Genomic DNA, 19,300 nt, shown 5'->3' with positions numbered 1-19,300 from the left:
GATATCCGTCTCAAAAATGGAAAAGTCCTGCCAAGAAGTCAGTGATTTATTAAGAGCCCTTTCTCATCCGCAACGCTTGATGATTATGGGACATCTGACTCAAGGTGCGAAGACCGTCACCGAGTTGACGGAACTGTGTGGTGCTTCCCAATCCCAGCTTTCCCAGTTCTTGGGAAGAATGAAGGCGGAGGGGCTGGTTAAAAGCGAGCGCCAAGGTAAGTATCAGTATTATGCAGTGGCGGATGTGCGTTTAGTTCAATTGATTGCTGTTATTCAGAATATTTTCTGCAGATAAACCTTAAAAGGAGCTAGCTGATGAAAAAAAATATCCATGCAGTAGAGCGAGTTGTCAGAATTGCCGCCGGCGTGGTGCTGGTAAGTATGGCCTTTATTGGGCCAGCGAATCTGTGGTTCTTATTGGGGCTGGTTCCTTTGATGACAGGTTTGTTGGGAAGGTGTCCTCCGTATGCAATGTGTGGAATCAGCACTTGCCGCTTGAAAGACAAAAAATAATCGACTGAAAACTGCATCTTCGTAGGGATGGGGTTGGTTTAAGTTCAACAATATTCTAAGGGCGGATTTTATGGGCAAAATTGCTCAATGGCCTTCTTTGGTCTTTTTACTGCTAATGATCTTTGGTTTGGGGGCACAGGCAGAACCGGTGCCCTTTCCGGAAGTTTGGAACTCCATTTCTCAGGCCTCGCCAGGTCTCAAAGCGGCAGAGTTGCAGTCTCAAGCAGCGATGGAAGCCAAAGACCGTGCCGGGCGCCATTGGTTGCCACGACTTTATTTAGACGCAAGATCTTATCAGACCAACGCTCCCGGGCAGTCCTTCATCGGGCTTCTTGAGCAAAGATCCTTGCGACAAAGTGATTTCAATCCGGATTCGATTAATAGTCCTGATTCTGAAGTTTTCACCAGAGGATCTCTGGGTGCGGATTTGGCCCTGTATGAGGGAGGAATGAAATCCGCGCAGTTCGATTTACAAAGTCACTTGTCTCAATCCCAAGCTCATGAAGCGGCGGGCGTGAAGGTCGAGCAGTATTCAGAAGTGGCGAGGGCCTATGGATCCTTGGGTCTTTTGGAGCAACAAAAGAAAAAGCTTCTAAGTTTAAAACAGATTATCGAGAGGTTGCTTAAAGGCTATCAAATTGGAGTGAAATCCAATCCTGTTGGTTATTCGGGGTTACTGGGTTTAAAGTCCCTGGCCAACCGAGTTCAGGGGCTTTTGGTGCAGTACGAAGCGCAAAGTCAGGCCTATTATATGGCTCTTAAAGAAATGGGTTTTGCAACAGACGGCTGGTCGCCTCAGGCGGAAGAAACGACTGTCTTTGTTGACAAGTACCTCCCAAACCAACGAACAGAGTCTTCCTTTCAGGTTGAGTCGTTGAAAGAAAAATCTTTGGTGGCGCAAGAGGCCTACAAGATGGAGAAAGCTCGCTTTCGGCCTCGCGTAGGGGCCTTTGCTGAAAGTTACATTTTTAATGGCAGCCGTGACACAGCCAATGGTTATACCGCGGGAATTTATCTGCAATGGAGTCTCTTCAACCCTTCTGACTACGGAACCCATAAAGAAGCCCAAATCAAATCTTTGGCTGCGCAAAAATATACAGAGGCCATGGAGCAAAAAGAGAGAGCCGAAAAGTTATCTTTGGATCAAGTCATCGGGGCTCTCAAGTCGAATATTCGTCTTTTTGAAGACAGTCAGAAGATCCTGGTAGAGCAGTCGCAAGTTGCCGAATCTTTATTTAAGAATGGTTCGATCAATGCTCTGCAGTTCGTCGAGGTTTTGAATCGTCGTGTGGATTTGGTGACTTCTCAATCTGATGCGGGCTTGAGTCTGCTTCAGGCATCTTCCCAAAAATTATTGAAGTCACGCTTTGAACTTCCGCAAGAATTGTTACAAGGAAAGTAGTTATGAAGAAAGATAAACTTGGTTTTGCAGGAAAACTGGGACAGACCTTCGTTCATTCAAAGCTAACTCCCGTCATTGCGATTGCGAGTATCTTGCTGGGCTTGATGGCCGTCTATTTGACGCCGAAAGAAGAAGAGCCCCAAATCTCAGTTCCAATGATTGATATTATGACTCCCGTTCCGGGATATACGGCAAAGGAAGTGGAACGCAAGGTGACGGAACCTATTGAGCGGGCGGTATGGGGCCTGGACGGCGTCGAGTATGTTTACTCGAGCAGTCAGGCCCACGGCAGCTTGGTGACAGTCCGTTTTAAAGTGGGCGAACCGATGGAGCCGAGTTTGGTGAAAATTCATCACAAACTGATGACCATCAAGTCCTCACTTCCTGAGAATGCCTTAAGCTCTCAGGTGAAGTCATTTTCTATAGACGATGTTCCATTCATGGTTTTGACATTCACCTCCAGTAAGTTGAGTGAGTATCAACTCAGAACTGCTGTGGCTCCGCTGGCCCGAGAACTATCCAGCACTCCGGATCTGGCTCGCGTGGAACTTTTAGGAGGACAAAAGAGGGCGGTGCGGGTGATTGCCGACCCTCGTAAGCTTCAAGCCCAAGGGGTTTCGTTGTTTGCTTTGGTGCAATCCCTGAAAGCCAATGATGCTTTGGCTCCTGCAGGTAAAAATTGGGGAGAAAAAGAAGTTTTTGATGTCGAAGTAGGGGGACGTCTTCGTACTGCGACGGAGATATCAAACCTTGCTATCGGGCAAAGAGCGGGGCGGGTTGTTTTAGTTAAAGATGTGGCTAAGGTGGTGGACGGACCTGAAGAGTTAGTGCGAAGTTCTGTTCTTATAGAAAAAAACAAAGATCCTGAAAAAGCTGTTTCCATCGTATTTGCTAAACGCAAAGGCACCAACGTGGTGACCTTGTCTAAAGAGCTTCTGCAAAGAGCGGAGACATTTTTAAAAGAACATCCCGAAGAAATGGGGACTGATATTAAGATGAGCGTGGTCCGTGATTACGGCTCGACTGCAGAAGACAAGTCCAATGAGTTGATTGAGCACTTGTTGTTGGCGACACTGTCTGTGTCGGCTTTGATCGCCCTATTTATGGGAATCAGGGCTTCATTGGTAGTGGCGATTGCCATCCCTGTGACTTTGGCTTTGACCTTGGCTATTTATTATCTGATGGGCTATACGCTAAACCGCGTGACTCTGTTTGCCTTGATTTTCTCTATCGGTATTTTGGTGGATGACGCCATTGTGGTTGTCGAAAACATTGAAAGGCACCTGAAAGAGAATCACAAAGACGGTTTAGTAAAAGCCACGATCAAGGCAGTTTCTGAGGTCGGTAATCCAACGATCCTTGCAACCTTTACGGTGATTGCAGCAATTTTACCGATGGCCTTTGTGCGTGGTTTGATGGGGCCTTACATGAAGCCGATCCCTGTGGGGGCGAGTTTTGCCATGATTCTTTCTCTTTTCGTGGCATTTATTGTAACTCCCTGGGCCGCAGTAAAGTTGCTCAAGAATCATCACCATGAGGGGGAACAATCCGAGGCCACCAAGGTCAGTAAGTTGGATCTTCTTTATCAAAAAGTGATGGAGGCGTTGCTGAACACGAAAAAGACCGCCTTGGCTTTTGGAGCCTTCACGGTGGTTCTTTTGGTCGCAGCTTCTAGCTTAGTTTACTTTAAGTCCGTAAAAGTGAAGATGCTTCCGTTTGATAACAAACAGGAGTTTCAGGTTTTGATTGATTACCCAGTGACCACGTCTCTTTTGCAAGGGAAGGCGTGGTCGACGGAGTTGGCACAACGAATTCTTCAACATAAGGAGGTTGAGGCGGTTCAGGTTTTTGCCGGGGAATCCGCTCCCTACTCTTTTTCAGGCATGGTGAAGCACACCTTCTTACGTAGTGCTGACTATCAAAATGATTTGCAGATCGTCTTGACTGAAAAAGGTCAGCGCAAAGTCTCCAGTCACGAGATCATTGAAAGTCTTCGACCCGTGATTCGGGACTTCGCAAAAGAAAAGAAGGCGATCACAAAAGTTTTGGAGATTCCACCGGGTCCTCCAGTTCTGGCCACGATGATGGCTGAAGTTTACGGACCGGATGAAAAGTCTCGGGAGCAGGTGACTAAGGAAATTGAGCAGGTATTTGCAGACGAACCCAGTGTGGTGGACCTGGATACGACCCTTCGCCCGGGACGTCCTAGAAAAGTCTATGAGTACGATCAAGTTCAAGGGGGAATTTTAGGGACAAAGTCATCAGAACTGATGGCTTTGGGGCGCTTGGTTTTCTCAGAGACTCCAGTGACAAGCCTGCAGGACGTGAATTCTCCTGAAGATGTGAATGTGGATCTGTCTTTTGAGCAAAAGGCGAGGTCGGGGGAGCATCCATTTGAAGGCTTGACGGTTCCATCTTTTGAATCAGGTTCAGTGGAGGCGGAAAGGGTTCTAAAAAATATTCAGGAGCTTCCCAATCAGGTTTTGCATAGAAAGAATTTAAAACCTGTTTCTTATGTCATGAGTGAGTTGTCCGGAGGTGAAGAGGCGCCGGTCTATGGGATCATGAAGTTGGCTCCACAGATCAAATACCCTTTGCAGACGGCCGATGTTCCTTGGAACACCAATGCCCCGGTTGTGAAGTGGGACGGAGAATGGTTCATTACCTATGAGGTGTTCCGGGATCTTGGTGGTGCTTTTGCTGTCGTGATGGTGCTGATTTATATCCTGGTGTTAGGTTGGTTTAGAAGCTTCGCCGTTCCGTTGGTGATTATGACGCCGATTCCTTTGAGTTTGATTGGTATTTTACCTGGTCATGCGATGATGGGGTCTTATTTTACGGCGACGTCGATGATTGGATTCATCGCGGGAGCTGGAATTATCGTGCGAAATTCAATTATCCTAGTGGACTTTATTGAGCATCAACTAAGGCAGGGCATGAACCTTAAAGAGGCCGTGGTGAGCGCTGGGGTTTTGAGATTTAGACCGATGCTTTTAACCGCTGCCGCAGTGGTGGTGGGAAGTTCTGTGATGCTGGCTGATCCTATTTTCCAGGGACTGGCGGTGAGCTTGATCTTTGGGGAGGTGGCCGCGACGGTATTAAGTCGCTTTGCGGTTCCGGTTCTTTATTACTGGCTTGTTGGAAAAACGCGTGCGCAAGTCATTCATGATGAAGTGAATGACTTAACCAAGCGAGCATGATGCTCGCTTGTATTTTGATTTGTTCTTCACTATTTGCTTTTTGGGTTCTTGGCATTTTTAGCCAAAGGTTTTTTTGGTGTCACTTTCCAGGTCTCGTCCTTCACTGCGGTAAAGGGAACTTCCTTGGTTTCTGTTGGGAAGTCAGACATGGCCGGAGTTCGCTTGTCTTGAGCACGCAGTTCTTCCCAGCCTTGTGCTAAAGTTTGACCTTTTTTATCCATGCCCTCAGAGGCAAACATCAGCAGCACAGCCAGGCCGCCCGCTGTTTTATCTTCGGCCGTTGTCACTTTGGCGATACCTTCGGCCTTGTTGCCGTCGACCTTCACATCGACAATTTCAACTTTGAATTTGGAATTTACCAAATTGATATATTCAGTCCAAACTTTGCTTTTCTCGCTGCCTTTGTAGGTTTTGGCCATCTGGTCGTAGTAGCTTTTTTCGATTTCCTCTTTCGCCGCAGAACGGACTTTGGATTCCTGGCTACAAGCGGCCAACAACGACAGAGACAGCGTCAACAATACGTACTTCATTTTCATAGTTCCTCCAGCGCGATGGCGCCGGAGAATTCTTCGGATTTAGGGGAGGGAACTTGACTCAAGAGTTTTTCAAGTTTCGATTTGAAGTCTCGGAATGAGATTTACTGGCGTCGTCGACCTTTAGCTTCAGGAACTCCGTCCGCAGGATCTTCCGGCCATTGATGTTTTGGGTATTTGATTCGTAATTCTTTGCGCACTTCCGGATAACCATTCTTCCAGAAGCTTTCCAGGCTGGAGGTCACTTGCACAGGACGGAAATTCGGCCCCAGCAGATGCAGAGTCACAGGAATGCTTTTGTGCATCACCTTTGGCGTTTCCATCAGGCCAAAGACCTCCTGAATACGAACCTCCAGATAAGGAGGTTTGTCAGGGGGATAGATCACGCGGATTTTACTTCCACTGGGAACTTCAATGCGGTCAGGGACTTCCTTACGCAGGGTTTGTGCGATCTCTGAAGGTAAAACACTGTCAAAGAAGAAACACAGATCCTTTTCCATTACGATCTGCATTTTGCTTTCACCCATACAGGCTTGAGCCAGGGCTTCGACTTTGAGTTTGTCAAAATCGACAGCCAGCGGTTCATGGCGGTGCAGGAATTCAAGTCGCTCCCACCAGTGAGCCAGAGATTCATTGGTCTTTAGAACCAGATCAAACTTGTCTGCCAGAATCTGCGGCAGCTTTTCTGTGATCTCAGTATTGGAGGCCGGAGTCAGACTGGGTTCTTCCAGTGGTAAGCCATACAAAGAACGGTATTCCCGAGAGAAGAACTGACCTTTTTCCTCGATGAAAGAAACATCCTTGGTTTTCTGAAGGCTGTTTTTGAAAAGATCCAGAACAAAGTCTTTCTCTGCTCCGCAGGCCAGACTGACCATGGTTTCTGCGTCAGAACTTCCTTCGACGCCATTAAGTGCGACGAAGAATTCGGAATTCTTCACCAGCGTTTCGTTCTGCAGTTTGACCCCACGCCCGCCGACCATCAGGGCGCGCTCAGTTTTTCCCCGGCGGCGACACAGGCGATCCGCGTAGGCGGTGAAGATGATTTTCTTGGTTAAAGCCAATTGCTGGTCTTTTTTCAATGAGGGAACTATCTCCTGAGTCGTTTGCAGACGACGCGCTAGTTCCTTGATCTGCCGGGCGGACTGATCCACAGTTTGCAAAGAATAAAAATGAGCCCCGTTGGGAGCTTTCTTATTCTGGCGGAACTGGTGCAGAGCTTCCAGTCGCGCACTGAGATCACATTCCAGATTGTCCCCCAGGTAAGAGTTCACAGCTTCCTTACGCAAAATATCCCGTTCTTGCAGAAGAGCGGCCATTTCCGAGGCCAGTTCGCTGGCGCCGAGGTCCATGCCCACCAGCATCAGCTTGGCCAGGCGAACTGGCAGAGGGAAGTGCAAAATCTTTCGACCCAGAGCTGTGATCTTATTGCTTTCATCCAAGGCGCCGGAGATTCGCAAATAGCGAAGCGCATTTTCAATGGCGACCTTCTGAGGCCTTTCATACCAACTGAAAGAGTCAAAGTCTGTGACACCCTGAGCGCTCAGGAACAACAAACTTTCTGTCAGATCCACGCGCTGGATTTCAGCCACTTCCGATTTGCCGAAAGACAGCTCATCCATCTTGTTCCACATGCGATAGCAAATACCCGGGAACTGACGGGCGGCTCGCCCGGCGCGCTGAATGGCGCTGGAAAGACTGATGCGGCCCAATTCCAGACGGGAAAAACCGGTGCGATGATCCTGCTTCATATTTTTGGCAAGGCCGGAATCAATCACCGTGTTCACCCCATCCAAAGTCACTGAGGATTCGGCGATATTGGTGGAAAGAATCACTCGCTGGGACGAGGCTTTCTTCAAAGCTTTGCGCTGATCTTCCAGGCTTAAAGACCCATGCAAAGGAATCAGTTCAATATTCTTGCTGTCAGCCCAGGTTTGTAAGGCTTCTTTGGCACGATCAATTTCACCGACGCCGGGAAGGAATACCAGAATGTCGTGTTTTGTGTTCAGCTGGGCTTCTTTGACGGTTTGAACAACAGAATCAAAAAATTGCGGAAAGGTCTGCAGAACCTGTGAGCCTTTTTGGTAGCGAACATCCAGTTCAAATAATTTTCCAGGAACACTGACGATGGGGCAGTCCCCCAGGTAAGAGGAGATCTTTTCTGCCTCCAGCGTGGCGGACATCACCAGGATTTTGATATCTCGTCCCAGTTCCTGAAGTTCGCGCAAAAGCCCCAGTGCCAGATCCACATGCATGGATCGTTCGTGGAACTCATCTAGAATCACCAGTTCGACATCCGCAAGCTCGGGGTCATCAATCATCTGACGGGCCAACAAGGCTTCGGTCATAAAGACCAGTCTTGTTTTTGCGGAAGTTTTATTGGCAAAGCGGACCTGATAGCCCACCTCTTCGCCGACTTGCCAGCCGTTTTCCTCAGCGATACGGTGAGCAGCGGCGATCGCCGCCATACGACGTGGTTCAAGCACAATAATCTTTTTGGTGGTTACTTTAAGTAAAGCCGGCGGCAGGCGGGTCGTTTTGCCGGCCCCGGGGGAGGCAGTGATCACAAGATTCTGTCCCTGATTCATCAGGTCCTGAATTTCAGGAACAAAAATATCTATGGGAAGGGAAAGATCCTGCTGCATGTTTTTAAACCGGGTAAATCAAAAGCATGAACTCGGCTTTATCGGCGCGAAGACCCGAAATCAGTTTGTCGATAGATCCTTCCAGAATAATTTCTTCTTCCTGAGAAAGATTCATCGTCAGCAGAAAACGACGTTGAGAAAAGTGATCCTTCATGTCGTTCAGAGTTTTTTTCAAGCGGTAAGGCGTGTCCATGATAATGATCGCGCGCTTTTCTTTGGTCAGATCTTTCAAAGCTCGCGCACGAGCTTCGTTTTCAGCAGGCAAAAAGCCACGAAAAACAAATTCGTCGATACGCTGGCCACTTAAGGAAAGTAAACCCATCAGGGCAGAAGCACCTAAGACAGATTTTACAGGAACATTCTTTTGGCGGCACAGGCGGACCAGGTCGGCTCCCGGATCACAGAAGCCCGGAGTTCCGCAGTCCGAAACCAAAGCCACGTTTTTTTCTGCACACAAGGGGACCAGCGCCGCTTTGTCTTCGGGGGTTGAGTGCTCGTCCAGTACTTCGTAAGTTTTTCCCGAGATGCCGTGGGCCCGCAAAAGTTTGGAAGCCTCTTTGGTGCTTTCGCAAATAACAACATCGCAGTTTTTCAGAATTTCCAAGGCGCGCAGGGAAATTTCACTGACATCTCCAATCGGAGTAGCAACCACATACAGCATTAGGAGTCCTTTTGGTTCAGTAGGAAGTTCATGATTCGCGGCAGATCTTCGGGCGGCTCTGCTTTGCCAGCATGAGTGCTTTCAAAGAAGATCATCTGCACTTTGGGGCAGTATTGCGCCAAATGAACCAGATTCACGGGTTCATTTTCAAAGAAATAGATTGTTTCATAATTTTTCTTCTCGGCCGCAATGAACCAGTCCGTTTTGAACTGGGCATCGTCCATACTGCGATGAGGTTTGAGGACAAGCTCGGCATGTTCATTCAGTGGGAAGCCCCATTGCTCCAAAACTTCGCCGGAACTTCCGCCCATTCTTTCCACATCACGTCCAGTCAGGTAAGCCACTTGCGCACCCGCTTGGCTGACGGCATTGACAAATTCAACAGCCCCTTCATAGGGTTCATCGAACTGCAGGTAGTGGTTTGAAAAGAAACTTTTCTGCCAGTAGGCACGAACTGCATCCTGGAAGTCCTGATGGTGACCATCCAGACCCGCGCGAGTCAGGGCGCCGACGATGCCCCAGTCTGAACGCAAGGTCTTAATATTCTTCAAAAGTGCCACTTGTTCCGGGAAACGTTTTTGATTCAGCGGAGAAGCTGCGAAATCCAGAAGAATTTTTTCCAGACGGGGGCTGACATCAAAAAGTGTGGAGTCGAGGTCGAAGACAACAAGACTGTTTTTTCCCTGATGGGAGAGGTCCTGAATATTGACAAGAATCTGCTCTAGCATATGGGGCCAATGTACAGTGCGCGGCTCGGACAAGTCCAGTGAAATCAAAGACTTTCTTGCCCGTCACAGAGGCTTTTCTATAATGGTGGAGGGAGACAAAAAGGCATGAGGATTTTCTTTTTAATTATAGTCCTGTTGGGGCCGATTTTGAGCGGATGTCATCTTAAAAAAGACGTCCTGGGTACAGCGGAAAACCCCATCAAGTTTCATCTGGTGCCGGCTGTGGATGCCAAGGTGCTGACAGACAATTCCAAAGTCTTGAAGGAGTATCTGGAAAAAAACACGCCTTACAAATTTCAAATCACGATTCCTCAGAATTTTGTGGCTGTGGTCGAGTCCTTTGGCACCAATCGGGCCGATGTGGCCGCCATTAATACCTATGGATATTACCTGGCTCACAAACAATATGGAGCCGAAGCGCGCTTGACGGTGATTCGTTATGGGTCTGCCACTTACCAGTCGCAATTTTTGGCTCGGGCTGACAGCAAGATCAAGTCCTTGAAAGATCTGAATGGGAAGAAAGTGGCATTTGTTGATCCGGCTTCGACATCAGGATACTTGTTGCCTTTAAAAACGCTGAAGGATTTAAAGGTGGAACCCAAAGACACGGTCTTCGCGATGAAACATGATTCGGTCGTGACGATGATCTATCAGGGGCAGGTTGATGCAGGAGCGACTTATTACAGTCCTCCTCAGAATGGACAGATTGAGGACGCACGTCGATTGGTGAAAACCCAGTATCCGGATGTGGAGCAAAAAGTGAAGATCATCGAACTGTCAGAACCTATTCCGAATGATCCCATTGCCTTTCGTAAAGACATGCCCGAGGAAATGAAAGAAAAGATCGTCGATACGCTGTTGCAGTTTGCGGCGACTCCGGAAGGACAGAAAGCACTGGATCTGATGCTGGGGGCGACCAACTTGAAAAAGGCCACTGACAGTGATTATGACAGCGTTCGTGAAATGCTTCGTCAATTAGCCCCAGAGGGGAAGTGATTTGTGTCTGAAGTTCTGTTGCAGGTCGAAAAACTTTCCAAAACTTATCCTAACGGCGTGCAGGCGTTGAAAGACGTGGATCTTGAAGTGCAGCAAGGGGAGTTCCTGGTGATCATCGGACTGAGCGGGTCTGGAAAGTCCACCTTGCTTCGATGTCTGAATCGACTGCAAGAACCGACTTCAGGGAAGATTTTCTTTCAAGGTCGGGATGTCAGCCAGATGCAGGACGTGCGGGAGGTTCGTGCAGTCCGCCGACAAATGGCCATGATCTTTCAGCATTTCAATCTGATCCCGCGACAAAGTGTTTTAAAAAATGTCATGATGGGCCGCCTGGCAGAGAAAAATTTATGGCAAAGTTTCTGGGGAATTTTTTCCTCGGAAGAAAAGAAACAGGCAATGGATAATTTGCGTTTGGTGGGAATTGCCGAGAAGGCTGCTATCCGCGCAGATCAGCTGTCCGGTGGACAAAAACAGCGAGTCGCCATTGCGCGTGCGCTGACACAGAAGCCGACGCTTTTATTGGCGGACGAGCCTGTGTCGTCATTGGACCCGGCTACTTGTCATGTGGTGATGGACTATTTACGTAAGATCAATCAGGAGTTGGGAATTACAGTCATTGCCAATCTGCACTTTCTTTCCTTGGTGCGCAAGTATGCCACCCGGGTTGTCGCCCTAAAGGACGGAGAGATCGTGTTCCGCGGTCGGCCTGATGAAATCACCGAAGAATGGTTCCGCCGGATTTACGGAGAAGGGGCTCAGGATGTTGCGCCGAACGATCTTTGACGGAGTTGTCTTTGGCTTTTTGTTGTCTGTTCTGGCAGTGGCGGTCTTGGCGCCCAGTGAAGAACAATTGCTGCAACTGGGGATCGTCAGCATTTGGGTTCTGGCTTTCTTTATGCTGGGCTGTGCTTTCAGTATTGCTCTGGCCAAACTGCAGACGAACACTTTGGGGGCGGTGTTATTCCGGCAAGCGACCCATCCCGAAGCTGAAGATCGCCCGTGGTATCGTCTTTTCTGGAAATGGCAGTTGGTGGTTTCGCTATTGGCCGCTTTTGTTGTCGCAGTGGTGAAGACAGAGTTTTCTTTCATCGAACTTTTTGATCAACATGGATTTGCAGGTGCCGTTCGTCTGTTCAAGGGGCTGTTGAATCCAAATTGGGAAGTTTTGCCTCGTGCGGTTTTGAATATTGTTGAAACCATCTTTATGGCATTTTTGGCAACCAGTCTGGCTATTCCAGTGGCCTTTGTGCTTAGTTTTGTGTGTGCGAAGAATATCATGCAAGGCCCTGCCGCCAGAACTGTGTACTTCGTCCTGCGAACTTTTCTGAACGTGACTCGTTCGATTGAGGCTTTGATTTGGGCGATTATTTTTTCCGTGTGGGTGGGGATTGGTCCTTTTGCGGGAATGCTGGCGTTGATGATTCACTCGGTGGCATCCTTGGCGAAACAATATTCTGAGATGGTGGAATCAGTCGAAGAAGGCCCTATTGAGGCCATCGAATCCACGGGTGCCAATAAACTGCAGACGATTTGGTATGCGATTGTTCCTCAGGTGCTTTTGCCTTATATTTCATTTACGGTCTATCGCTGGGACATCAATGTCAGAATGGCGACGATCATCGGTCTTGTGGGCGGTGGTGGTATCGGAACCATGCTTGTTCAGTACCAGGGCCAGGCGATGTGGCGCGAAGTGGGCTGCATCATTGTGGTTATCGCCGTGGTGGTGTGGGCTTTGGATCAGGCCTCGGCCTATATCCGTGAAGCCTTGAAATAACAGGAGTTGTCTATGTCAGCGTTGAGTTCATATAAAATCGTGATCAAGGAACATCATGTGGATTCGTTGGGTCACATGAACAATGCCACGTATCTGGCATTGTACGAAGAAGCCCGCTGGGAAGCTATCACGGCCCGCGGCTTTGGCTTCAAGGACATCCAGCGTTCTAAGCAGGGGCCGGTGATCCTTGAGGTGAATCTGAAGTTCCTGCGAGAGGTTCTTCTGCGTGAATCCATCACCATCACTCTGGAAGTTTTGGGCTATAAAGGCAAGATCGGCCAGATGAAACAGCAGATGATCAAAGAAGATGGCACAGTGGCCAGTGAAGCTGTCTTCACTTTTGGTCTGTTTGATATGAAGGAAAGAAAACTGATCGAGCCTACTTCTGAATGGAAGAAGGCTGTCGGGTTGGATTAGGCGACTTTCGCCATCGGAAGCGCAACAACGGTAATATAGAATTTCCCTTTGCTGGTGGCGAAGGGAATCATCATCCCAGCGGCCCCTTGAGAGCAGGGAATGGACTGACCGGCACCTAGAATCACTTTAGGTACGGTCATTTGAACACCATAGGAACTGATTTCCGCCTTGGCATTTCCGAAAATAATATTATTGATTTCGCCGACGGCATCCTGATTGTCCTGGGTCAGCTCAGTTTGTTCTTCCATAAGCATGGTGGAAACCACTTCCAGGAAGCTGCCTTTATCAAAGGAAATACACAAGTGTCCTTGAAAGGCCTGACTGCGAATCTCGACGACAGAGGACACTTCGCCCAGGAAAGGATCATTGGGTGATTTCGGGCCCGCTTTTTCCATTTTGACATTCGGGCAACCGAACTGACCCAATACATGGGTGGTGGCTTTGATCACGGCATTGATCACTCGAACGTCCACGGCATATTTATGAGCAGCTGCGGCCGTCGCAGGTTCGCGAGCGGCGGTGCCATGGTGTTCGGCATTAAGCACGGTGATCATGGCACTGATCAGCTCTGCTGGTGAAACAGGTTTTTTGAAAAAGCGTGAGGACCGCAAGCTTTCAGGAAGATCAGAGGCGTCTTTTTGCGAAATCACGATCAGATCTGCATCCTGCGTATTTTTATAAGTATGAATGCCATAAACGAAGCCACCATCCATCAGGCGGGGAACTTCGGTATCAATCAAAACCATATCGAATTTCTGGTTTTCAGATTTGATGGCCGCCTCGGCACCGTCTTTGGCGCGAATGACGACCGGAGCAACACCTGAATTCTCAAGTTGCTTCAGCAATGGTTCTTTCACCAGTTGCTCGAGTTCACAGTTGTTATCCACGATCAGGATGTTTTTACGTTGTTTCATTTCTTTCTTCTGTATAAAAACCATAAACTCTTGTCGGTTTAAAGGGTCACATTCTTAACTGAGTAGTAATCTTGTCGGGAAAGCATGAGGAACCCTTTAACCTAATTATTTGTCGACAATTTCGACAAAATACTTCAAACAAATTTCCAACAAATTGTCTAATTTCCTACAGTTAAGTCAGGTCCTGTTTGTGCCGATAGACCTCTCAAGGAGTAACGAGAGCATGGGAAAACAGTATTATCTTTCTAACAATGGCACTCATATTGGTCCGTTCAATCTTGAGACGGTCCTGAAAAAGATTGAGTCCCAAGAGAATCAATGGACTGATTACATCTATGATGAATCCATGGGTGAGTGGGTTATGCTGCTCGAACATCCTGAGTTTTCAGCAAAGCTGGCGCAAAAGCCGGCAACTCGCCCCTACGCGACCCCAGCACTTTCAATGAACAAACATCTTTTGAAAGATAAAGAGTGGTTCATTCTGAAGGAAGGCAATAACTACGGTCCATTCTGTCAGCTGGAGCTGATCCAGATGCTGCAGGAAAAGGCGCTGTTTGAATATGACTACATCTGGCACTCAAAACTTCCGGCGTGGAAGCGAGTGGCGGAGGTCGAGGATTTTGCTCCGGATAAAATTCGTGTGATGAAAGACTCCAAAGAGGCTGATGTTGCGGAAATCTTCTTCCGTCGTCGTCACGTGCGAGCTTCCTATGGGGCTTCGTTGATTGTTCACAATAATAAAACGGTCTTCCGTGGTCAGGCTTTGGAGATCAGTGCCGGGGGCGCCGGTGTTTTGATCGATACACCGAACCTGCAACCTGGACAGTCGTTATTCTTGCATTTCCAGCCAGGGGATGGGGTTCCTCCGTTCAATGCTGTTTGCCAGATCGTCAGCAAGCAGTATGTGAAAGACGGCAGCAGCTCTATAGATCCGGTGAAGTACGGCGTGAAATTCACGACGTTGAGTCAGTCTGCGCGCGAATCTATTAAGAACTTTACGACAAAGGCTGCATAAAAGCGGCCTCTGAGGGGACTTACCATGAAAATGGATTTTCGATTTTCCTTATTGGCCATGACTTCAGCTTTGCTTATGGCTTGTCAGCAAAATGTGGCCTTCGATCTGCCACCTTCTCAGGATAACTTTGGCCAAAGCGTGACCTATAACAACAAAGTGGACATTCTTTGGATTGTGGATAATTCCACCTCCATGTTGAAGCATCAGCAGCGACTCAGTGATCAGATTCCAGAACTGGTGACGAAGCTGAACTCCCTGAAAATGGATTATCACATGGCCGTGGTGACCACCAGCATGGGGGGGGATAACCCTGACGGCGGTCGGTTTATCGGCTCACCGAAATATGTGACGTCCAAGACGCCGGATTTAATCAATAACCTCAAAGCCCGCATGATCGTGGGCGAGGCCGGCAGTAATCTGGAGCGCGGTCTGGAGTCTATGGAAAGAGCTCTTTCTTCTGGCTATCTGGCCAATGAAGGTAAAGGCTTCTTCCGTAATGATGCACTTTTGGTGGTTGTGGCTTTGTCGGACGAAGATGACTTCAGTAAATCCAATTCCTCTGCCGGCATTTCTTATTATACGAATTTTCTGGATGGCCTAAAAACCCCATGGGTGGATGGCAGCAGATCCTGGATGTTCAGCTTTATTGGTGTGCTCAGTCTGACTTCGCAGTGCAAGACCTTCAATGATTTTGCTTCAGCAGGCTTAAGTTATATCGGTTTGGCGGATGTTTCAGGTGGTGTGAAAGAGTCCATTTGCAGTACGAATCTGGCGTCGTCGGTATCCAATATTCGCGCAAGAATCTTCCAGATCCTGACGGACTTTAAACTTTCCAAGCTGCCTGTCGTTGAGTCCATTGTTGTCACGATCAATGGTCAGGCAGTTCCACGCAGCTCGGAAAATGGCTGGCAATATCTGGAGGCATCCAACTCCATCCGCTTCTATGGATCTGCGGTCCCTGCCGCAGATGCCGCGATTAAGGTGGACTTTAAACCTAGAGAAGCGAACTGATAATACATGCCCTGGGCTTTCATGAGTTCTTCGTGCGAGCCCACCTCGGCAATTTCGCCCTGATTCAAAACCACAATACGATCGCATTGCTCAATCGTTGAAAGACGGTGAGCAATGATAATACTGGTGCGACCGCGAGTGATTTCTTTGGTGGCATCCTGAATGATATGTTCGCTTTCAGAGTCGATATTGGCTGTGGCCTCATCCAGAATTAAAATATCCGGATTGAAGGCCAGAATGCGCCCAAAGGCGATCAGCTGACGCTCGCCCACGGACAAGTTGGACCCGCGTTCTGCCACGGGACTGGAAAGATCGCGTCCTGTGCGCAGAAGCAGTTGCATATAGCCGGTCTTTTCGCAGGCCATTTGGATTTGTTCTTCGCTGATACGAGGATCACCCAGTCCGATATTGTCGCGAACGGTTCCCCGGAAAATAAAATTATCCTGCTGAACCACGCCGACGTGATGACGGATTTCCTCGCGCTGGATTCTTTCCAGGGCAATGCCGTCGACAAAGATGGTCTTTTCCGGGGCATCGTAAAATCTTTGCAGCAAAGAAATAAACGTCGATTTACCACTGCCGGTGCGTCCGACCAAGGCAATGGATTCTCCGGCTTTGATGGTCAGATTGATATTTTTCAGCACCAGGGGCAGATGGCTTTCGTACTGGAAGTTCAGATCACGAATTTCCAGCTCTCCACGCAGGGCTCCCGGGCTGGTCAGTTGTTCAATCTCGAACTCTTTGGGTTCATCCATCAAAGTAAAGATGCGCTCGGCACTGGTCAGGGAATTTTGGAACTGCTGGTATTTCTCCAGGATTTCGCGCAGAGGTGGGATGAAGTCCTGAATGTTCATCAGGAAAGCCACCAAAGAGCCGATAGCAATTGAATTTTGCGCACTGAGGAAGCCACCGAAGTACAAGGCCGACGTGATCGTCACGGCATTGAATAAGTTCATAATCGGCTGCATCAGGGCGTAAGCTTTGATCGAACGCATGTTGGTATCCCGATAGTCTGTGGACAGGTCGGCGAACTTGGTGCGATTTTTTGTGATACGGTTGTAGAGTTGTACGACTTTGATGCCGTTCAGGTTTTCAGCCAGAAACGCATTGATCAAGGACAGTTTCTTTTTCTGTTCACGAAGGATATCGCGAATTTTATTGGACAGATAAAAGGACGCCCAGATAAAGAGCGGTGCCAGGAACAAGGATACCAGGGTCAATTTCCAGGAAATAAAAGACAGCGCAATAACGACAGAAGCAATCATCACGGCATTGGTGAAGACAGAGATCACACCTTCTGTGAACAGTTCCCCCAAAGACATAACGTCATTGGTAAGGCGGGTGACAATGCGCCCGGTGGGCGTTTTGTTGAAGAACTGCAAAGGCAGGCGTTGGACGTGATTCATCAGATCTTCACGCAGATGGAAAAGCATGCGATTGCCGAACAACTGGAACAGATAAGCATTCCCGAACGAGAACAGAGAGCGCATCACTTCCAAGGCCAGATAGGTATAAGCCACAGTGGTAAAAACTTCGTAGTTCTTGCCCTTCACCCCGTGGTCGATGACATAGCCGATCAACGCCGGGATCAAGCGCGCCACGGTGGCGCCACCAGCCACGGCAAAGATCGCCGTGAACAACAGCATTTTTTCGCGACGGGCATAGGGCCAAAGTCTTTTGAAAAGGACCGGATATGTGACCTTGGTTTTTACCAGGTCTTCGTTCATGAAGTTATCATTCATGATGGTCCCCCTGTCCTTGAATCTGAATGGTTTTTTGGAATGTCGGACTTGCTGCCAGAACCTGGTCAAAAGTTCCCCAGGCTTCAACCTGACCGTCTTTCAGGATCAGCAGGCGATCAACACCCTTAAGAGAGGACAGGCGGTGAGCCACGATAATACAGCTCATGCCACTGTGGTTTTTACGCAGTTCCTGCTCAATAGCTCGTTCCGTGCGTGTGTCAACGGCACTCAGGGAATCATCCAGAACCAGCACTGGTGTTTTCATGATAATTCCACGGGCAATGGTCAGACGTTGTTTCTGGCCACCGGAAAGATTCACGCCGCGCTCACCCAGTTGAGAGTCAAACTGGTGAGGCAGGGATTCGATTTCTTTGGTCAGGTCCACGATTTCCGTCATGCGCTGAATTTCCAGATCTGGAGCTTTTTCCGCAAGACCGAAGCTCAAGTTCTCGGACACGCTTTCGCTGAACAGGAAGGCCTCTTGCGGCACCAGAAGGAAGGTGTGGCGCAGGGATTCCTGGGAAATGGATTCAATCGGATGGCCGTTGACCAGAATCTGTCCTTCGTTCAGCGGATACATTCGTGTCAGCAAATGCAGCAGCGTTGTCTTACCTGCGCCGACAGGCCCCATGATTCCCAGACTTTCACCCGCTTGAAGAGAGAAGGAGACATTTTTCAGAGCATAGACCGAGCTGTCCAGGTGTTTGAAGGAAACATTTCTGAACTCCAAGGATTCGAACTTGCTGATTTCCAGAGTGCCTTGATCAGGAATGTCCGTTTCAGTTTGCAGAACACCTTTGATACGGTCAAAGGAGGCATAGCCTTTTTGGAAGTTGGAAAAACCCATGCCCAGTGCCGTCATCGGCCACACCATTTTCTGGATATAGCGATGGAAGGCGAAGAAGGTCCCCAGGGTCACAGCACCCGAATACAGATCATCTTTGGCAACGAAAAGCAAAATCACACTTCCCGAAGTCACGCCAAACTCCATCACGGGAATAAAGTAGGAATCCACCCGGGCCACTTTGTTGCAGGCTTTTTCAAAGGCGGCGCTAACGCCGTTGAAAAGCTCGGTGCGGTTTTTCTCTTGCGCGAAACTTTTGATCACGCGGATACCACCCACAGTTTCCTGGGCTACGCCAGTCAGCTCCGAGAAACGATCCTGTTGAATCTTATAGTTGGCATGGATCAAGCGCATGACTTTCCAGATTAGAAACGGGACGATCGGCAGGAAGATCAGAGTTTTCCAAGTCCAGTCCCAATTCAGGGTCATCATGATCGGCAAGTTCACGCAAATGATGATAATACCATCAGCAAGAATCAGCAGGCCTGGTCCGATCGCCTGCCGGAAGGACTGAACGTCATTGGTCATCAAGCTCATCAGCTCGCCAACGGGATTTTTATGGAAGAAGTTTGGTCCCAGTGAGGTGATATGACGGAAGATTTTTTGGCGGATGTGTTCGGCGGCAAAGGTATGGAAACGGCCGAAATTAGTGCGCCATCCATAACGAGTGATCGCCAGTCCGCTCATGACCGCCAGAAAAATGAAGCAGGTCTTGCCAATCGCGCTTAACGGAGCCTGGCTTTCGATCTGATCAATGGCGGCCTTCATGATCAGGGGATAAACCCCGTCCAGAGCATTAGTCAGCAGCAGAAAGAACATCCCCAGGCTGAAAGCTCGAGGATTGTTTTTGATGTAATACCAAAGAGGACGTTTATAGAGGAGATTGTTTTCGGCTGCAGTTTGCATTT

17 protein-coding genes are annotated in these 19,300 nt (G+C 48.7%); 10 read left to right on the top strand and 7 right to left on the bottom strand.

Features of this window, described 5'->3' with window-relative positions:
- Positions 1-16: 16 nt before the first annotated feature.
- The 4 genes from ACES2G_RS14455 (at position 17) to ACES2G_RS14440 (ending at position 5,115) form a co-directional block, all read left to right on the top strand.
- The gene (locus tag ACES2G_RS14455; RefSeq protein WP_347357939.1) at positions 17-295 is read left to right on the top strand and encodes a metalloregulator ArsR/SmtB family transcription factor; all 279 of its coding nucleotides are present in this window, start codon (positions 17-19) and stop codon (positions 293-295) included.
- A gap of 20 nt (positions 296-315) precedes the next feature.
- Positions 316-513 carry a DUF2892 domain-containing protein gene (locus ACES2G_RS14450; protein WP_347357938.1) on the top strand — a complete coding sequence of 66 codons (198 nt, stop codon included), beginning with the start codon at positions 316-318 and terminating at the stop codon, positions 511-513.
- A 70-nt stretch (positions 514-583) separates the two neighbouring features.
- Positions 584-1,915 (top strand): TolC family protein, encoded by a 1,332-nt coding sequence (locus tag ACES2G_RS14445; protein ID WP_374000592.1) that lies wholly within the window; start codon positions 584-586, stop codon positions 1,913-1,915.
- 2 nt (positions 1,916-1,917) lie between these two features.
- Positions 1,918-5,115, top strand: coding sequence for an efflux RND transporter permease subunit (locus tag ACES2G_RS14440; protein WP_374000590.1), 3,198 nt, complete (start codon positions 1,918-1,920; stop codon positions 5,113-5,115).
- 29 nt (positions 5,116-5,144) lie between these two features.
- On the opposite strand, the gene ACES2G_RS14435 is transcribed toward ACES2G_RS14440, so the two are convergent.
- From ACES2G_RS14435 to ACES2G_RS14420, 4 genes are all read right to left on the bottom strand, one after another.
- Positions 5,145-5,651, bottom strand: coding sequence for a hypothetical protein (locus ACES2G_RS14435; protein ID WP_347357935.1), 507 nt, complete (start codon positions 5,649-5,651; stop codon positions 5,145-5,147).
- A 101-nt stretch (positions 5,652-5,752) separates the two neighbouring features.
- The gene (hrpB, locus tag ACES2G_RS14430; RefSeq protein WP_347357934.1) at positions 5,753-8,290 is read right to left on the bottom strand and encodes an ATP-dependent helicase HrpB; all 2,538 of its coding nucleotides are present in this window, start codon (positions 8,288-8,290) and stop codon (positions 5,753-5,755) included.
- Between the two features lie 4 nt (positions 8,291-8,294).
- The gene (rsmI, locus tag ACES2G_RS14425) at positions 8,295-8,951 is read right to left on the bottom strand and encodes a 16S rRNA (cytidine(1402)-2'-O)-methyltransferase (protein WP_347357933.1); all 657 of its coding nucleotides are present in this window, start codon (positions 8,949-8,951) and stop codon (positions 8,295-8,297) included.
- Entirely contained in the window at positions 8,951-9,679 is a 729-nt protein-coding gene (locus ACES2G_RS14420) for an HAD family hydrolase (protein WP_347357932.1), read from the bottom strand. The genes rsmI and ACES2G_RS14420 overlap by 1 nt, the downstream gene beginning before the upstream one ends.
- Positions 9,680-9,784: 105 nt before the next feature.
- Here ACES2G_RS14420 and ACES2G_RS14415 point away from each other — a divergent pair, with 105 nt between their 5' ends.
- Genes ACES2G_RS14415 through ACES2G_RS14400 form a run of 4 tightly spaced genes read left to right on the top strand, consistent with a single transcriptional unit; the run spans position 9,785 to position 12,866 of the window.
- Positions 9,785-10,675: a phosphate/phosphite/phosphonate ABC transporter substrate-binding protein gene (locus tag ACES2G_RS14415; protein WP_347357931.1), complete on the top strand. Its 891-nt coding sequence runs from the start codon at positions 9,785-9,787 to the stop codon at positions 10,673-10,675.
- 3 nt (positions 10,676-10,678) lie between these two features.
- The gene (gene phnC / locus ACES2G_RS14410; protein WP_374000589.1) at positions 10,679-11,458 is read left to right on the top strand and encodes a phosphonate ABC transporter ATP-binding protein; all 780 of its coding nucleotides are present in this window, start codon (positions 10,679-10,681) and stop codon (positions 11,456-11,458) included.
- The gene (phnE, locus tag ACES2G_RS14405) at positions 11,436-12,449 is read left to right on the top strand and encodes a phosphonate ABC transporter, permease protein PhnE (protein WP_374000588.1); all 1,014 of its coding nucleotides are present in this window, start codon (positions 11,436-11,438) and stop codon (positions 12,447-12,449) included. The genes phnC and phnE overlap by 23 nt, the downstream gene beginning before the upstream one ends.
- 12 nt (positions 12,450-12,461) lie before the next feature.
- On the top strand, positions 12,462-12,866 hold the full coding sequence (locus ACES2G_RS14400; RefSeq protein WP_347357928.1) for an acyl-CoA thioesterase: 405 nt from the start codon (positions 12,462-12,464) through the stop codon (positions 12,864-12,866).
- On the opposite strand, the gene ACES2G_RS14395 is transcribed toward ACES2G_RS14400, so the two are convergent.
- On the bottom strand, positions 12,863-13,780 hold the full coding sequence (locus tag ACES2G_RS14395; protein ID WP_374000587.1) for a chemotaxis protein CheX: 918 nt from the start codon (positions 13,778-13,780) through the stop codon (positions 12,863-12,865). The genes ACES2G_RS14400 and ACES2G_RS14395 overlap by 4 nt on opposite strands.
- 223 nt (positions 13,781-14,003) lie before the next feature.
- On the opposite strand from ACES2G_RS14395, the gene ACES2G_RS14390 reads away from it, so the two are divergent.
- Both ACES2G_RS14390 and ACES2G_RS14385 read left to right on the top strand, forming a co-directional pair.
- Entirely contained in the window at positions 14,004-14,795 is a 792-nt protein-coding gene (locus ACES2G_RS14390) for a GYF domain-containing protein (RefSeq protein ID WP_347357926.1), read from the top strand.
- 24 nt (positions 14,796-14,819) lie between these two features.
- A complete protein-coding gene (locus ACES2G_RS14385) occupies positions 14,820-15,806 on the top strand; it encodes a hypothetical protein (protein WP_347357925.1) in 987 nt (328 codons plus the stop codon).
- Here the strand turns inward: ACES2G_RS14385 and ACES2G_RS14380 are convergent.
- Both ACES2G_RS14380 and ACES2G_RS14375 read right to left on the bottom strand, forming a co-directional pair.
- Positions 15,737-17,548, bottom strand: coding sequence for an ABC transporter ATP-binding protein (locus ACES2G_RS14380; protein ID WP_347357924.1), 1,812 nt, complete (start codon positions 17,546-17,548; stop codon positions 15,737-15,739). The two genes, ACES2G_RS14385 and ACES2G_RS14380, sit on opposite strands and share 70 nt — an antisense overlap.
- Positions 17,541-19,298 (bottom strand): ABC transporter ATP-binding protein, encoded by a 1,758-nt coding sequence (locus tag ACES2G_RS14375; protein WP_347357923.1) that lies wholly within the window; start codon positions 19,296-19,298, stop codon positions 17,541-17,543. The genes ACES2G_RS14380 and ACES2G_RS14375 overlap by 8 nt, the downstream gene beginning before the upstream one ends.
- Positions 19,299-19,300: the final 2 nt, after the last annotated feature.

It is taken from the genome of Bdellovibrio bacteriovorus (genome assembly GCF_041888015.1).
In the GTDB taxonomy this organism is placed as follows: Bacteria; Bdellovibrionota; Bdellovibrionia; order Bdellovibrionales; family Bdellovibrionaceae; genus Bdellovibrio.
Note: the sequence above shows the minus strand (reverse complement) of the source record. Positions and strands in the feature narration are given on the sequence as shown.

Coding starts and splice junctions, on each gene's coding strand:
- ACES2G_RS14455 (WP_347357939.1), top strand. CDS start 17: ATGGAAAAGTCCTGCCAAGAAGTCAGTGATTTATTAAGAGCCCTTTCT.
- ACES2G_RS14450 (WP_347357938.1), top strand. CDS start 316: ATGAAAAAAAATATCCATGCAGTAGAGCGAGTTGTCAGAATTGCCGCC.
- ACES2G_RS14445 (WP_374000592.1), top strand. CDS start 584: ATGGGCAAAATTGCTCAATGGCCTTCTTTGGTCTTTTTACTGCTAATG.
- ACES2G_RS14440 (WP_374000590.1), top strand. CDS start 1,918: ATGAAGAAAGATAAACTTGGTTTTGCAGGAAAACTGGGACAGACCTTC.
- ACES2G_RS14435 (WP_347357935.1), bottom strand. CDS start 5,651: ATGAAAATGAAGTACGTATTGTTGACGCTGTCTCTGTCGTTGTTGGCC.
- hrpB (WP_347357934.1), bottom strand. CDS start 8,290: ATGCAGCAGGATCTTTCCCTTCCCATAGATATTTTTGTTCCTGAAATT.
- rsmI (WP_347357933.1), bottom strand. CDS start 8,951: ATGCTGTATGTGGTTGCTACTCCGATTGGAGATGTCAGTGAAATTTCC.
- ACES2G_RS14420 (WP_347357932.1), bottom strand. CDS start 9,679: ATGCTAGAGCAGATTCTTGTCAATATTCAGGACCTCTCCCATCAGGGA.
- ACES2G_RS14415 (WP_347357931.1), top strand. CDS start 9,785: ATGAGGATTTTCTTTTTAATTATAGTCCTGTTGGGGCCGATTTTGAGC.
- phnE (WP_374000588.1), top strand. CDS start 11,436: ATGTTGCGCCGAACGATCTTTGACGGAGTTGTCTTTGGCTTTTTGTTG.
- ACES2G_RS14400 (WP_347357928.1), top strand. CDS start 12,462: ATGTCAGCGTTGAGTTCATATAAAATCGTGATCAAGGAACATCATGTG.
- ACES2G_RS14395 (WP_374000587.1), bottom strand. CDS start 13,780: ATGAAACAACGTAAAAACATCCTGATCGTGGATAACAACTGTGAACTC.
- ACES2G_RS14390 (WP_347357926.1), top strand. CDS start 14,004: ATGGGAAAACAGTATTATCTTTCTAACAATGGCACTCATATTGGTCCG.
- ACES2G_RS14385 (WP_347357925.1), top strand. CDS start 14,820: ATGAAAATGGATTTTCGATTTTCCTTATTGGCCATGACTTCAGCTTTG.
- ACES2G_RS14380 (WP_347357924.1), bottom strand. CDS start 17,548: ATGAATGATAACTTCATGAACGAAGACCTGGTAAAAACCAAGGTCACA.
- ACES2G_RS14375 (WP_347357923.1), bottom strand. CDS start 19,298: ATGCAAACTGCAGCCGAAAACAATCTCCTCTATAAACGTCCTCTTTGG.